At 56.5% G+C, this 13,715-nt stretch carries 14 protein-coding genes; 12 read left to right on the top strand and 2 right to left on the bottom strand.

Annotated elements, in window-relative coordinates:
• Positions 1-14: 14 nt before the first annotated feature.
• Entirely contained in the window at positions 15-683 is a 669-nt protein-coding gene (locus H1B37_RS34490; protein WP_353620886.1) for an amidoligase family protein, read from the bottom strand.
• A 54-nt stretch (positions 684-737) separates the two neighbouring features.
• On the opposite strand from H1B37_RS34490, the gene H1B37_RS34485 reads away from it, so the two are divergent.
• From H1B37_RS34485 to H1B37_RS21965, 7 genes are all read left to right on the top strand, one after another.
• Entirely contained in the window at positions 738-1,151 is a 414-nt protein-coding gene (locus tag H1B37_RS34485; protein ID WP_353620885.1) for a hypothetical protein, read from the top strand.
• A complete protein-coding gene (locus H1B37_RS21990; RefSeq protein ID WP_182868818.1) occupies positions 1,141-1,968 on the top strand; it encodes a hypothetical protein in 828 nt (275 codons plus the stop codon). Before H1B37_RS34485 ends, H1B37_RS21990 begins: the two co-directional genes overlap by 11 nt.
• A 57-nt stretch (positions 1,969-2,025) precedes the next feature.
• Positions 2,026-2,781 carry a glycosyltransferase family 2 protein gene (locus H1B37_RS21985; RefSeq protein WP_220498317.1) on the top strand — a complete coding sequence of 252 codons (756 nt, stop codon included), beginning with the start codon at positions 2,026-2,028 and terminating at the stop codon, positions 2,779-2,781.
• Positions 2,774-3,487 (top strand): glycosyltransferase, encoded by a 714-nt coding sequence (locus H1B37_RS21980; RefSeq protein ID WP_182868816.1) that lies wholly within the window; start codon positions 2,774-2,776, stop codon positions 3,485-3,487. Before H1B37_RS21985 ends, H1B37_RS21980 begins: the two co-directional genes overlap by 8 nt.
• 272 nt (positions 3,488-3,759) lie before the next feature.
• Positions 3,760-4,503: a hypothetical protein gene (locus H1B37_RS21975; RefSeq protein ID WP_286178024.1), complete on the top strand. Its 744-nt coding sequence runs from the start codon at positions 3,760-3,762 to the stop codon at positions 4,501-4,503.
• Complete coding sequence (locus H1B37_RS21970) at positions 4,475-5,284, top strand: radical SAM protein (RefSeq protein WP_197137941.1); 810 nt, start codon at positions 4,475-4,477, stop codon at positions 5,282-5,284. Before H1B37_RS21975 ends, H1B37_RS21970 begins: the two co-directional genes overlap by 29 nt.
• Positions 5,281-5,694: a hypothetical protein gene (locus H1B37_RS21965; protein ID WP_182868809.1), complete on the top strand. Its 414-nt coding sequence runs from the start codon at positions 5,281-5,283 to the stop codon at positions 5,692-5,694. Before H1B37_RS21970 ends, H1B37_RS21965 begins: the two co-directional genes overlap by 4 nt.
• A gap of 154 nt (positions 5,695-5,848) precedes the next feature.
• On the opposite strand, the gene H1B37_RS21960 is transcribed toward H1B37_RS21965, so the two are convergent.
• Entirely contained in the window at positions 5,849-6,181 is a 333-nt protein-coding gene (locus tag H1B37_RS21960; protein WP_146414949.1) for a four-helix bundle copper-binding protein, read from the bottom strand.
• A gap of 117 nt (positions 6,182-6,298) precedes the next feature.
• Between H1B37_RS21960 and H1B37_RS21955 the strand changes: the two genes are divergently transcribed.
• From H1B37_RS21955 to H1B37_RS21935, 5 genes are all read left to right on the top strand, one after another.
• Positions 6,299-8,746 (top strand): heavy metal translocating P-type ATPase, encoded by a 2,448-nt coding sequence (locus H1B37_RS21955; protein ID WP_182868808.1) that lies wholly within the window; start codon positions 6,299-6,301, stop codon positions 8,744-8,746.
• A gap of 257 nt (positions 8,747-9,003) precedes the next feature.
• Positions 9,004-10,440: a TolC family protein gene (locus tag H1B37_RS21950; RefSeq protein WP_220498316.1), complete on the top strand. Its 1,437-nt coding sequence runs from the start codon at positions 9,004-9,006 to the stop codon at positions 10,438-10,440.
• Positions 10,441-10,491: 51 nt separating this feature from the next.
• Entirely contained in the window at positions 10,492-12,006 is a 1,515-nt protein-coding gene (locus H1B37_RS21945; protein ID WP_182868807.1) for a copper oxidase, read from the top strand.
• A gap of 77 nt (positions 12,007-12,083) precedes the next feature.
• The gene (locus tag H1B37_RS21940) at positions 12,084-12,362 is read left to right on the top strand and encodes a metal-sensitive transcriptional regulator (RefSeq protein WP_007328345.1); all 279 of its coding nucleotides are present in this window, start codon (positions 12,084-12,086) and stop codon (positions 12,360-12,362) included.
• Positions 12,363-12,563: 201 nt separating this feature from the next.
• Positions 12,564-13,406 (top strand): potassium channel family protein, encoded by an 843-nt coding sequence (locus H1B37_RS21935; RefSeq protein WP_286178021.1) that lies wholly within the window; start codon positions 12,564-12,566, stop codon positions 13,404-13,406.
• Positions 13,407-13,715 lie beyond the last annotated feature (309 nt).

Below are 13,715 nucleotides of genomic sequence, written 5' to 3'. Positions count from 1 at the left end.
GCAGATTACGATGCCTAGAAGAGCCGGTTGAGTTCCGTTTCGCCGTGGCCGGCATCCGGTCGGTCCCAGCAACTCTTCGTGCCAGGCTTCTTGGCGTAATCCCATCCGCTGCAGCGTTTCGTATTGAGGGCGAGTTCTACCAAGCCCAAAATCATTTGGATGTATCCGATCAGTTTCGTCTTGTTGAGCGTTCCGGCGAAGGCCCGAATCTCGATTCGGTTTCGGCCGGCGGCCAGGTGCGTGAGGTTGAGAAGGTGGTAGCGGTCTCGTTCGCAGCGGGTCTTCGCGGCGTCTTTATTGCCGTAGCTTTTGATTTGCTTTGCCCAGTGGGTTCGTTCGCGGCGTTTGGTGCCGGTCGAAGCGTAGATGGCTCGTTCGTGGTTCGCGATCAGCGAAATCAGTCGGGCCAAGGCCGCGGCGTCGCCGTTCCAGGAAACCGTTACGTGCAGGCCGCAAGATTCGTTAACCCGTGCGCCGCGTTCTTTGATCGCGTCCACCGCGGTCTCTACGTTGGCGAGTCCTTCGTAGCCGCGAAGAACCGGAGATACAAACTCGCATGGTTTGTCGTCGCATGCTTGCTGCTGATTTGCACGGGCTGTTTGCCGGAGGGCGATGTTCAAGTCCGCTCGCTGCCGGCACCTCCGCCCGAACAACCGATCGCCAATCTTCCCACTCAGTTGCATCAACGAAATTGGACGGGGCGTCTCAACCAAGGTAGCTGTGTTCACGCGTCGCTGGTGAATCACCTTCGCTGGCTCAACGAGTTTGAACTCGGCGAGCGCTGGCGGGCGACCTACAGCGACGGTGAATGGGATTCACGATTACGAAACCGACTTGATGCTGCCGACATCGACTACAGCTACACCGTCAAAGCGGATCCTCGTTTCCTTGACTGGGCAACGGCGACGCGGCGCGGCGCGATTCTGTGGTGGAAGCCAGCCCACTGCTGCACCTTCGTCGGTTGGGTCAATCGCGACGGCCGGCAATACGCAGCCATTCTCGACAACAACTATCCCGGCCGATTTGAACTCACACCGCGTGAACAGTTCGTGCGTCTTTGGGCCGGCTACGGCGGGTTCGCCCTGACGGTGATGGAAGACCCCGCCAGTTCCTTGCCATATCGAAGCTACGAGGTCATTGATGAAAGATGAAATCCGAATCCGGCTGAGCGTCGGCCTGATTGTAGTCGCAGTGCTGCATGCGGTGATGCTCGGAGTGGTGTTCACGGCATTGCACCGAACACCGGCAGTCGACACGAGCGAATCCTGGCAATTGCCGCCGGCACAACCAACCAGCGAGGTTGGATCGCGAATCCAACAGTTGCCGCAACCTTCGCGTGTCAACTTGGAAGCACAGGGCGAGCTGAAACAGCAGTCTGGTTACTGCCCGCCCTGTCCGCCGAACACGATTCCCGCTGCGGAGCCGCATCGAATTGTGCAGCCCTATCGTGTGGTGCCAACAGCTCCAACGGTTCCAGCTCCGATCATCGTCACCCCCGCGTCGAGCAGCACGCGACCCGTGACGCCGCCCGAACAAGCGAAGAATCGCTATCAAATCGCCTTGTTCGTTGCCAGTGACGCCAAAAGCCAGCGTCTGCTTGACTGGTTCAACACGGACCCAAACCTGGTGAAGTTGAAATCGAAGTGTGCATTTCAGGTCTACACTGAATCCAATGCACTGTATCGAACGCGATATGCGGACATTGTCCCGGCAAATCAATTCCCTGTGGTGCTATTCCAGGACTCGACAGGCGGACATGTTCATGCGGCCGGTCACACCATGTTGCCGTCAACTGCTCGTGAACTCTTCGACGATCTGCGTCACGGATACGAACTCTATCAACAAACGCGGCAGGCCCAACGAACCGGCGCGCTAAAGACGCGAGGCTATTCCTGGGACGCTGACGTATCCCGAGGAGGTGATCGGCAATCTGGTCGAGTTCCTCGGCATCACGCCGACTCCGGATGAAATCCAATCGGCGATCGAACACGTCAATCCAGATCTCCGGAAGTTTGGGTGAGCATCATGGCAAAAAGCATTTCAACGGTAGACATCACGTTCTGCATCAAGACGATTCACCGGCCTTGGTCCTGCCATCGGCTGGTCCAGTCGCTGCGCGAGCAAATCGCCGACCCGACCATTGTCGTCGTCGATGACGGTCGCCCCGAACTTCGCTTCAGCGAAAAGTATCCTGAAACCGCCAAGCATTGCACGGTCATCAACCTGGATCGGCACGATGTGGGCGTTGGAGTCGGACGCAATGCTGCGATCGACGCGGCGCAGACCGAGCACATCTTTCTGCTCGACGACGATCACGTTATCACCGCGGATTTTCACATTGACCGCGTTTGCGAGTACTTCACGGCGCACGAACTCGACGTTCTCGCCGTCCGGCAAGGAGGCGGCGGTCGCCCTACGATGCTCTCGCCGCTGATGAACGGCAATCGCATCTGGATGCATCGCGGTGAAAAGAAGCGAATTGGATCGGTCGCCTGGTGCGACATGGTCAGCAACGCATTCCTCGCTCGCAAGGAAACGATCGCAACGCTCCGTTGGGACGAGGCCCTGAAGACGTACGAGCACTGGGAGTTCTTCTACCGAGCGAGTCACCTCGCCAATCTGCAAATCGCGGTCGCCACCGATTGTTCTGTCGTCCACGCCCATGTCGCAGGCACTGGCTACCGCGACCTGCGTGGCAGAGCGAAGTTTCGTGCGATGGGGCTTCGCAAACACGGTTTCCATTCGTTGCGATATCCAGGAGGTCAAATCGTCCGTGCGTAATCAAGCCACTTTCTGCATCAAGACGGTCCATCGTCCGCATTGCTGTGCGGCACTCGTTCGCAGTATTCACGACCACTATGGCGATCACCGTCCACTGATCCACGTCCTCGATGACGGCAAACCGGAACTGCGATTCTCGGCCGTTTGTCCAGACGAAGCCGCCATGGTCGATCGACTGATCGAGGCCGAATACGACATCGGCCTTTCCGCCGGTCGCAACAGGCTGCTCGATTCTGGCGACACACCGATCGTTGTCTTCGCCGATGACGATCATCTAGTGACGAATCAAACGCGTCTTCCCGTGTTAATCGGGACGCTCAACAAGCATCACGATCTCGACCTGCTGGCGGCGCTCAGTAACAACGACGAACGTCCTCGCATGTTGCGTGTCGACGGCAGAACACTGCGGATCACATTCGGCAGCTACCGGCAGCGGCGTTCGATTCGCTGGTGCCATTACGTCGGCAACTGCTTTGTTGCCTATCGCGACATCCTGCAAGCGATCCGCTGGGACGAGTCACTCAAGGTCGAAGAGCACTGGGACTTCTTTTGGCGAGCAAAGATCGCCGGCATGAACGTCGCAGTCGATCTGAATCACTCGTTCAAACATGAGCACGTCGACCCGCCCGGCTATCAACGACGGCGACCGGAGTTCTTGAAAGCCGGTTTGGACAAACACGGACTGGAGAAAGTTGTATGGAAATGAAACGAGTGATTGCGGTCCTCGACTTGCCACCACGGCGAGCATCGCAGAACGTACGAGAAAGCTATGAGGCTGCCGCGAAACGATGGGGCGCGGAGGTGCTTTGGATTGACGATCACCTTCAACCGGTGCATCCATTCTGGCAGAAGATGTTTGTCTGCGATCACGTGCATCAAGAGTTCGGGCCGGCGCACGTGCTGCAACTAGACAACGACATGTTGATCCGATCGGACTGTCCTTCGCCGTTTGATCTGCTGACCCCGAAGCAATTCGGAATGGTTGCCGAGCGTCAATCAGCCAATAATCGGATCGACAATGGAGGTTGGCAGCAGCGGGCGCAAGAGATTTGGGCGAAGCGATGCGGTGTGCGGCCGGCACCGACATGGCTGCATCCCAATGGTGGACTCTATCTGTACGGCACAGAAATGTACGGGCCAATGTTTGCTCGCATCATTCGGCATTTGATTCCGACGTGGGGTGCCAGCGATCAAGCCACCGACGAGTCGTTGATCGTCAATCAGCTTTACAACGACCATCCGGGCTACATCAAATTCTTACCGCCCGATTTCAACGTCAGCATGATCTACTCGGCCGCCTGGGCCATCAATCCGGTCATGCAATCTTACGTCTACCATTTTGTTGGTCGCTCAAAAGCTCACATTGATGCCTGTCATTGGCAACGTCGCGTACCACCAGAGCTGCCATTTCCGGGCAATGCTGAAACGCAAGAATTGATTCAACGATGGGGAAATGATCCACCGGCTGAATATGACATCGGACCGATCTTCACTCCACAACTCGCCGCGAACCTGCTGGCCATCTATCCAGACTTGATTGTCACAGGCCAGTGGTCAGACGAGCTAGACCAATTGGATCGACGAATGTGCAGTCATACGGAAACCGGTTCATCGCACTTGGTGCTAACCCGCTTTCTGTTGCAGCTTGGCGTCAACGCCCGGCGCTTTCGACTTCGCGTTAAGGAGGACGCCAATGCAACGCCACAACTTGCCGGCACTTGAGTATCACTTGGCCCACGGTTGCAATCTGTCCTGCCAGCAATGCAGCCACTACAGCGACCATCATTTGCCCGGCGCGATGCCCACGATCGAGCAAGCCGATGCCGACTACCAAAAATGGTCGCATCGGCTGAAGCCGACTCGGTTCGCGTTGCTCGGCGGCGAGCCTCTGTTGAACCCCGCAATATTGGAACACATCAAGCTTGCGAGACAGCATTGGGACAGCGACCTGATGCTCGTTACCAACGGGTTCTTTCTACATCGGTTTCCTGAGTTGCCAAAACTACTCATCGAAACGAATTGCCGACTCGAAGTCAGCCAACACGGAATGCACGACGAGTACGTCAAACGCTTTCGCGAAGTCAAACACCTGGTTTGGCGCTGGCGAGAACAGTTTCCCAGCATTCGCATCAAGATTCGACAGTCGCACCGCGGCTGGATGCGTCAATACAGGGTCGAAGGCGGAAAGCCAATGCCCTTCGCCTCGCGGCCCAACGCCGCGTTCAAAGTTTGCATGCAGAAGACATGCACGCAGCTTCACGAAAGCAAGCTTTGGAAATGTCCTGCGCTCGCCTACTTCGCCAAGCTCGAATCCAAACTTCGATTACAAGACTTGCCGCAATGGCAACTCTTCCGCGACTACCAAGCGTGTTCAGAAAACGCGACGGATGAAGAACTGCAAACCTTCATCGAAACCAAATCTATCCCGCAGTGCCGCTTGTGCCCCAGCAAACGCACCGCATTCTTCCATCCCGATCCTCTGCAACGGAGTGCCCTGCAATGACGTATCCTTCCGACTATCCGGAAATGCCGCCGTATCCCTTTGTCCCGCCGTTTGATCCGCCCGGCAGCGAACCGCCCTACGATCCCGAGGAAGACGACGACGGTCCAATCATTCTCACTCCGCCGCCATCGCCACCGCCGCCGGTGTGGCCCGACGACTATCCGCCAGGCACTCCCGACCCTGGCCCACGCCCACCTTGGTGGCCGAACGATTACCCTTGGCCGCCGCCACCCGAAGAACCGGTCGTGATCGAGTCACCGCCGCCGATTCACGTCTGGCCGCGACTGCCGCCGGACCATCCCTATCACGTTCCGCCGGGCTACTCTGCTCCCGACAACCTTCCGCCAGGTCACCCCGGCGAAGCCTATCCTGGTATGCCCGATTATCCCGTCGTTCATCCCGGAGACTGAGGCGACGATTGGCCGAGCTATCCAGGCATCCTCGACGAGTGACCGCCGACCGTTGACGAAAACGAATAGCGTTACTCTACCAAGGCAATAAACAAAACGCCGGCGTCCCACATCGGGGAGTCGGCGTTTTTGCGTTTTGGGATTTCGGCTGGTGCTACGATGCCATCGACGAACAGCTTTCGTGGCACTTGCGGCAGCATTCGACGCAATTGTCCATGTTACCGACCTTCTCACAGCTGTCGGCGCAGGCCTTGCAAATCGCTGCGCAAGCTTTGCAGTAGTGCGCATGGTGATCGCTATTGCGGCTCATGAAGTCGACGCAGGCAGCACAGGCCGCGATGCAGTCGAGCATCAGCTTGACGTGCGTTTGCTCGACGTGGTCGCCGCCTTCGGACAGGCAATGACTGGTCAGCATGTCAGCACAGGTCGTTTGGCACTCTTGGCAGTTTTCGATGCACTCTTTCATGGATGCGGTTGCGGTACTCATTCGTTTCTCCTTTAGAAATTGTTGTTGCGGCCCCGTTGCCGCTGCATTAGCGGTATGCAACTTGCATACCACTACGGGGTATATTGGAGAATGACTTTTTGACAGCCTGGAGAAATCATGGACCACGATAAGAAACACGAGTCGTCCTTGCCGGTCGCCGATCCGTCAACGCAGGTCGACCCGGTTTGTGGAATGACCGTTTCGGCGGATAGTCCACGATCGGCTGAGTTTGGTGGCAAGAACTACGTTTTTTGCAGCGACGGGTGCTTGGAAAAGTTCCAAGATGATCCTGCGGGGGTGCTGGCGAAGCGATCACAGAAAGAGGCATCAAGCGGTTCGTCTTGTTGCGGTGGCGGCGCAGCGGTACAGATCGAGGAAACCTCGGACACGTCTTCGTGCTGCAGTGGTCACTCATCGACCAAGGCGAGCGATGCGCCCGCAGACCCGACGGCGATCTACACCTGCCCTATGCACCCTGAAATCGAGCAGGTCGGCCCCGGCGACTGCCCGATTTGTGGGATGGACTTGGAGCCGAAGGTCGTCTCGTTGGATGACGAGGGTGAAGACAATCAGTACGTCGACATGAAGCGTCGCTTTTGGGTTGGCGTCGCGTTGTCGGTGCCATTGCTCGTAATCGCGATGGGGCCGATGGTCGGATTGCGGGTCGCGGATTGGATGAGCCAGACGGTGTTTGGTTGGTTGCAGTTGGCGCTGGCGACGCCGGTTGTGTTTTGGTGCGGATGGCCCTTGTTGGTTCGCGGAGCCAAGTCGTTTCACACGATGAACTTGAACATGTTCTCGTTGATCGCCGTGGGAACATTGGCGGCGTATCTGTTCAGTTTGGTCGTCGTGTTGCTTCCTGGTGTGATACCAGAGGCGTTCTTTGAGAACGGTGTTCCACCTCTCTATTTTGAAGCCGCGGCGGTGATCATCACCTTGGTGTTGCTCGGGCAAGTATTGGAACTGCGAGCACGACAGCAGACGGGCGGAGCGATTCGCGAACTCATGAAGCTTGCTCCCGATACGGCACACCGAATCACAGACGATGGCGAGGAAGATGTCTCGCTCGATTCAGTCCACAAGGGCGATCGGCTGCGAGTACGTCCTGGCGAGAAAGTTCCGGTCGATGGGAAAGTTCTCAGCGGGTCGAGCAGCGTTGACGAGTCGATGTTGACGGGCGAGCCGATGCCGGTGAAGAAGGTGGAAGGTGACGAAATCACGGGCGGCACGTTGAACCAGACTGGTGCGCTCGTCATGGAAGCTGTCGGTGTTGGCGGGGACACGGTTCTGAACCGCATCGTGCAAATGGTTGCGGACGCACAGCGGAGTCGTGCTCCGATTCAGAAACTGGTTGATGTGGTCGCGCGTTACTTTGTGCCGGCGGTGATCGTTTGTTCGATGGCAGCGTTCATCGGCTGGGCGGTGTTTGGTCCAGAGCCGCAACTGGCTCATGCGTTCGTAGCGGCCGTTGCGGTGTTGATCATTGCTTGCCCGTGTGCGTTGGGGCTGGCGACGCCGATGTCCGTGATGGTGGGTGTTGGCCGAGGAGCGAAGGAAGGCGTGCTGATCAAGAACGCTGAAGTCCTCGAAGTCATGGAGAAGGTTGACACGATTGTTGTCGACAAGACAGGCACACTGACGCAGGGACGACCGGAAGTGACGGGTGTCGAGACGTTTGCTGACTGGAATGAGAACGATGTGTTGACGTTGGCTTCTGCTGTCGAAGCACAGAGCGAGCATCCGTTGGCTCAGGCGGTCGTTCGCCGAGCGAAGGCGGATGAGTTGCAGCTCGTGGAGGCGAGTGAATTCAATAGTATAACCGGTGGTGGCGTTCGCGCTCGCGTCGATGATCATGATGTGTTGATTGGCAAGGCTGACTTGTTGGACGAACAAGGCATCGAGGGCGTTGATGCGGGGCGAGACAAAGCGGGATCGCATCAGGTCGAAGGTGCGACGGTTGTGTTCGTGGCGATCGACAACAAGCTGGCGGCAATTCTCGCCATCACTGACCCGATCAAGCAAAGCACGCCTGCAGCGCTAAAGACGTTGCATGAACTGGGGTTGAGAGTGGTGATGTTGACCGGCGATGCCGAACCGACCGCGAAAGCCGTCGCGTCGAAACTGGGCATCGACGAATTTCATGCTGGGGTTTCGCCCGAGGAAAAGCATGATTTCGTTCGCAAGCTGAAGCAGGAAGGCAAGACAATTGCGATGTGTGGCGATGGGATCAACGACGCTCCTGCACTGGCCGAAGCGAACGTTGGCATCGCCATGGGCACCGGGACGGGCGTTGCGATTGAGTCTGCCGGTGTCACGCTCGTCGGTGGCGATCTTCGCGGTGTGGCTGCGGCGGCAAACTTGAGTCGCAAAACGATGAGCAACATTCGTCAGAACTTGTTTTTCGCTTTCATCTACAACACCCTGGGAATCCCGGTCGCAGCTGGGTTGCTGTATCCGATCTTCGGCGTGTTGCTCAGTCCCATGATTGCAGCAGCAGCGATGAGTTTTAGCAGTGTGTCGGTGATTGCGAATGCGTTGAGATTGCGGGCAGCCAAGCTCACGTAGTTCCGGTTGGTCGATTTGCGACCAGCGCATAGGCTCGGTAGACCGTACAACTGACCCCCTTTTCGCAAATGACTTTCAGAAAGTTCACTGCAAACATACCCCTCGCAGGTATCTAGCCGATTTGAAAAGCAAGCCAACATGCCGCTGCTCAGATCAAAGGAGTGATTTCAGTGCGATCGTTTTTGTTCAAGTCCGGACTATCAGTCATTGCGACTGCCGGAATTTTTTGTACCGCTGCCAGTGCCCAAATGCCTTCGATGAGTAACACGGCTTCGGCGATCGGTCGCACATTCACGCCACCACCACCAGTGCCATCTGCACCCTACGGTTTAGATCAGCTCGATCCAAGCGGGCCACTGTTCCCCGGTGTTCGTATCGACGGCAGCGACTTCGGTAGCACGCCAGCTCCCGTTTACGTCGACGGCGAAATGATCTCGGAAGCGTTCCCGATGGAAACAGAAGTCCAAGGATACAGGCTAGATGATTTCCTGACTCTGGCGGCTCAGAACAATCCCACGATCCGTCAAGCTCGGTTGCAGATTTCAGCACAGACCGCCAAGGCATTGCAGGCAGGTTTGTACCCCAACCCGACCCTGAATTACATCGGCGAACAGATCGGAGTTGATGTCGAAGGCGACAAGGATTCGCCGGGCGAGTTTCAGGGTATGACAGTGAGTCAGCGTTTTGTCACTGCCGGCAAGTTGAAATTGAGTCGCGAAAAATACATGCGTCGTGCTCATGTCTCCGAACACCTCGCGATGGCTCAACAGTTCCGAGTCTGCAATGACGTGCGGATTCACTTCTTCCGAGCGTTAGCGGGTCGCGAAATCGTCGAGCTGCGAAAGGAACTGTTGAAAACGGCCGAAGATGGTGCTGTCACTGCACGCGAGCTTTACAACCAAGGCCAAGCAACACGTCCACAAGTTCGCAAATCGAGCATTGCGTTGCAGCGGGCGAGGCTAGACGTGTTGTCCGCAGAGAATCACTACCGCGAATCATTTCGACGGTTGGTTGCGATCGTTGGTGTCGACTTGACCGACGGCGTCGTCTCCGGCGATCTGATGCCGCAAGGTGAACCGCTTTCTTATCAGGAGGCGATGTCTTTGGTGCTCACGGAAAGTCCAGAACTTGCCGCCGCCCGAGCGAAGTTGGCAGCGGACCGCATCACCGTCCGACGTGAACAAGTCGAGTGGGTTCCGGACATCGTTGCCGAAGGCGGAGCCGGATATAACTTCGAGGCCAAAGAAACCACTGCAGCGGCCGGAGTCTCGATCGAACTGCCTGTGTTTGATCGGAACCAGGGCACCATTCGCCAAGCCCAACTGGATTATCGCCGGCAACAGGAAGAGATTCGACGAACCGAGTTGATGCTGGGGCAGCAGATGGCCAACGTCTACCAACAGTATTTGACGGCACTGCAAATCGCGACGGAATACGATCGGGTGATCATTCCCGAAGCCGAATTGGCCTATCAAGAATTGCTCGAAAGCTACAAAGCGAACCGAGTTGATTGGCCGACCGTTTTGGACGCACAGATGGATTACTTCGACTCACGTTTGACCCGAGTCCAACATCTCGAACAAGTTCGCACGAACGAAGTTCTCGTCAGAGGCTACCTGCTGCACGGCGGTTTGATGGCAGCCCCTGGCCCAACGCCACCAGGTCACATCGACGCCGTTGCGAAGCCTCGTTAATCAACGCTTCGTCGTCACCAACATCCATTCACATCAAACAGTCTCAATCTCATGCCCAGTCCAGAAGATCGTCGCAAGTTTTTGAAAGTAGGCTCGTTCGCCGCAGCAACTGGTTTCGTTGGCAGTTTGCTGGGACGCGATGCCAACGCGCAAGAGCCCATGCAGCACAACGGCATGAAGCAACACGACAACATGCCGCAGCCAATCGGCAACGCCTCGGCTCGCCCTGAAATCCCGGCCTCATCTGAGGTCGTTGCGGAATACGACGGATTCTCTCGCTTCAAACCCAGTCGCGGTCTCGATCCAGACTCGGACTATTACATCGGCAAGCTGGTTCCAGGGTTTCGCAAGGCTTCCGATGGCCCCGCGCCATTTGAGGCTCCCGACATCCCAACGTTGCCCTACAAGATGGACAACGGTGTGAAGGTGTTTGAACTTGTGCCGATGGCAGTTCAGCAAGAGTTTCATCCTGGCGTGAAGATGAACGTCTACGGCTACAACGGAAGCATGCCCGGCCCGACGATCGAAGTCACTCAAGGCGATCGAGTTCGCATCGTTGTCACCAACGAACTGCCGGAAGATACGTTCGTGCATTGGCACGGTTTTGAGCTGCCCGTTCAGTATGACGGAGCCGCCACGTTGACACAGAACCCCATCAAGCCTGGAAAGACGAAGGTCTTTGAGTTCGACATCCATGAAGAAGGCACGTTTTTCTATCACTCGCATGTTGCGATGCAAGAAGCGTTTGGGCAAGTCGGATGGTTCATCGTCCATCCCAAGAGAGTCTTCGACCCGCCGGTGGATCGCGATTTTGGATTGCTGTTTCAGAACTTTCATATTCCGCCGACGCACACGATTAGCGATTCGTGGTCGATGGACTGGAATTGGCACACGATCAACGGCAAGAGTGGCCCCTACACGACACCGCTTGTATGCAAACATGGCGAGCGTGTTCGTGTGCGACTGTTGAACTTCGCCCCGATGCAACACCATCCGATCCACCTGCATGGGCATACGTTTTGGGTGACCAGTCACGAAGGGGCTCGCATTCCCAAGAGTGCCTGGGTTCCACGCAACAACGAATTGGTCGGTGTCGCTCAGGCTTCAAGCTTCGAGTTCATCGCCAACAACCCCGGCGATTGGATTTTCCATTGTCACATGATTCACCACATGATGAACCACATGGTCAAACAAGTGGGGCCGCGAATGCGCGATGACGCTTCGGTCGATCAGTACCTCGCGAATCTCAGCAGCCGTCCGCAAGTCGACGCTACACGAAGTGACAAATTCGCGACGCCAGGCTACCCACAGAAGATGCAGGGCATGGAAATGTCCGACGCATTCATGAAAGCGATTTGGAGCCGAAAGGAAGTTCGCGGAATGCGAGCGAACTATGCGATGTCGGTCAAAGGATTGATGACCGTGCTGCGAGTTCTGCCAGACGATCTGTATGAGTTGGTAATAAACAGCGACCAGCCGGTTGAAAAGGGAGCGGTATTCGCTGAAATCGTTCGTCGTTTCGGTGACCCCGGTAAGTACGAAGCTGCGCCCAAGATGATGATGTGAAGCGGACTAACTGCGGAGCCGTTTAGAGGCTAAAATCGGGAACTCCGCGAAACCAACTTGACTAAAAGTCTCCACGAATGCTGTCCGACGACGAGAAAAAGAAGCTCAACAATCGACTTCGACGTGTCATCGGACAAGTCGAAGCGGTTGGTCGCATGATCGAGGATGAGGAATACTGCGTCGATATCCTGATGCAGTTGTCCGCCGCGACGGGTGCACTCAACAAAGTCGGCCAAATCGTCCTAGAGCAGCACATCCGATCCTGCGTCAGCGAGGCGATCAAGAGTGGCAGTGCCAAGGACCGCGACGAGAAGATCGAAGAGCTGATGACAGTCTTTCGGAAGTACGGCGAGTGAGTTATTAACGCGATGAATTGGTTCCTGACTACTGGCGGGTTTCTTGTGACCTGCCTTGGCGTCTGGGAAACCTTCATGGCAGTTCTGCATCCTCGTGCGACGGTTGGCCCGATCACGAAATGCATCAATCGTGGCTTTCACTTTTTAGTCCGAACGCGAGTATTCGCTCATCCGCGAGTTGTGGTTTACTGCGGACCGGCGTTGATAGCGACGCAGGTGTTGTGTTGGGCGACGCTACTGTTGATTGGTGTCAGCCTGATCGTATGGCCTCAGCTCGGCACGGGCATCACGGCAACCGGATTGACACCGACGGACAGGGGTTTTGCGAGCGCGGTGTATTACGCTGGTTTCACGATCACCACCCTGGGTGTGGGCGACTTGGTGCCGCGAACGCCAGCAATGCAGTTCTTGACCATCACGGCTGCTGGTTTGGGGTTTAGCTTCTTCACGCTTGTTCTCGCCTATGTCATTTCGGTCTATTCGACCCTGGCCCGTCGCAACCAGTTTGCCAACGAAATTGAGTATCGCACCGGACGAACGGGCGACAGCCTTGGCTATTTGCGAGCGTATCTGACCGGGAGCGATCCTTCGTTAGTCAACCAAGACCTATACACGATGTCGTCGAACATGGCGGACTTGTTGGAGTCACATCATTTCTATCCGGTCCTGCATTACTTTCGATTCAGCGAACCGCGGTATGCAATGACCCGAATGCTGAGATTCTGCCTGGAGGTATCTTCGATGATGCGAGCGGTGCGGCAAGTCGATGCGGCCAAGCTCCCCGCCAGCACCGAGGCTGTCGATCGGCTTTGGCACGCTAGCATGCAGATGCTGGAGGAGACCAAACGGCATTTCGTGATCTGTCACTCGACGCATGACGCGCCCGACCCACGGTTGGCGATCGAGATTTCACCGTTGATTGGCGACTCTGACGATTTATTGGACCAGCTAAAAGCTGCCTTTGTCGATCAGCAATCCGAGTGGCTTCACGACCTGAACGCGCTAGCGGTTTGCACCAGCAGCGAACCCCGAAAAGAATCCTGAAATCTTTTCACGAAGTCGTGAAGAAACGTCGGGGCCGTGCATCCAAAGAGCATCAAAGAAGAGATTCCCTCAGTGGGAGTCCTTTGAAAGCTTTTGGAACTGTCCGCCATGAACCGTCGTCACACCAATGCTGCCGCTCGATTGTTTGCTGCTTTTGCAGTGATCGCGGTGCTGTTGGCGTCCTCGCCGGCGGCCCGAGCAGGATCAAACGACGCGAAGCCTTGCCCTCATGCGTGCTGCCAACCGCAGCCGGTCGGGCACGGCTGCTGTGACAGTGATCCTTTGCACGAATGTCCCGCGATGGGATCG

Source organism: Stieleria mannarensis, from assembly GCF_014154935.1.
GTDB classification, from domain to species: Bacteria; Planctomycetota; Planctomycetia; order Pirellulales; family Pirellulaceae; genus Stieleria; species Stieleria mannarensis.
This window is presented reverse-complemented; position numbering and strand designations above follow the sequence as displayed.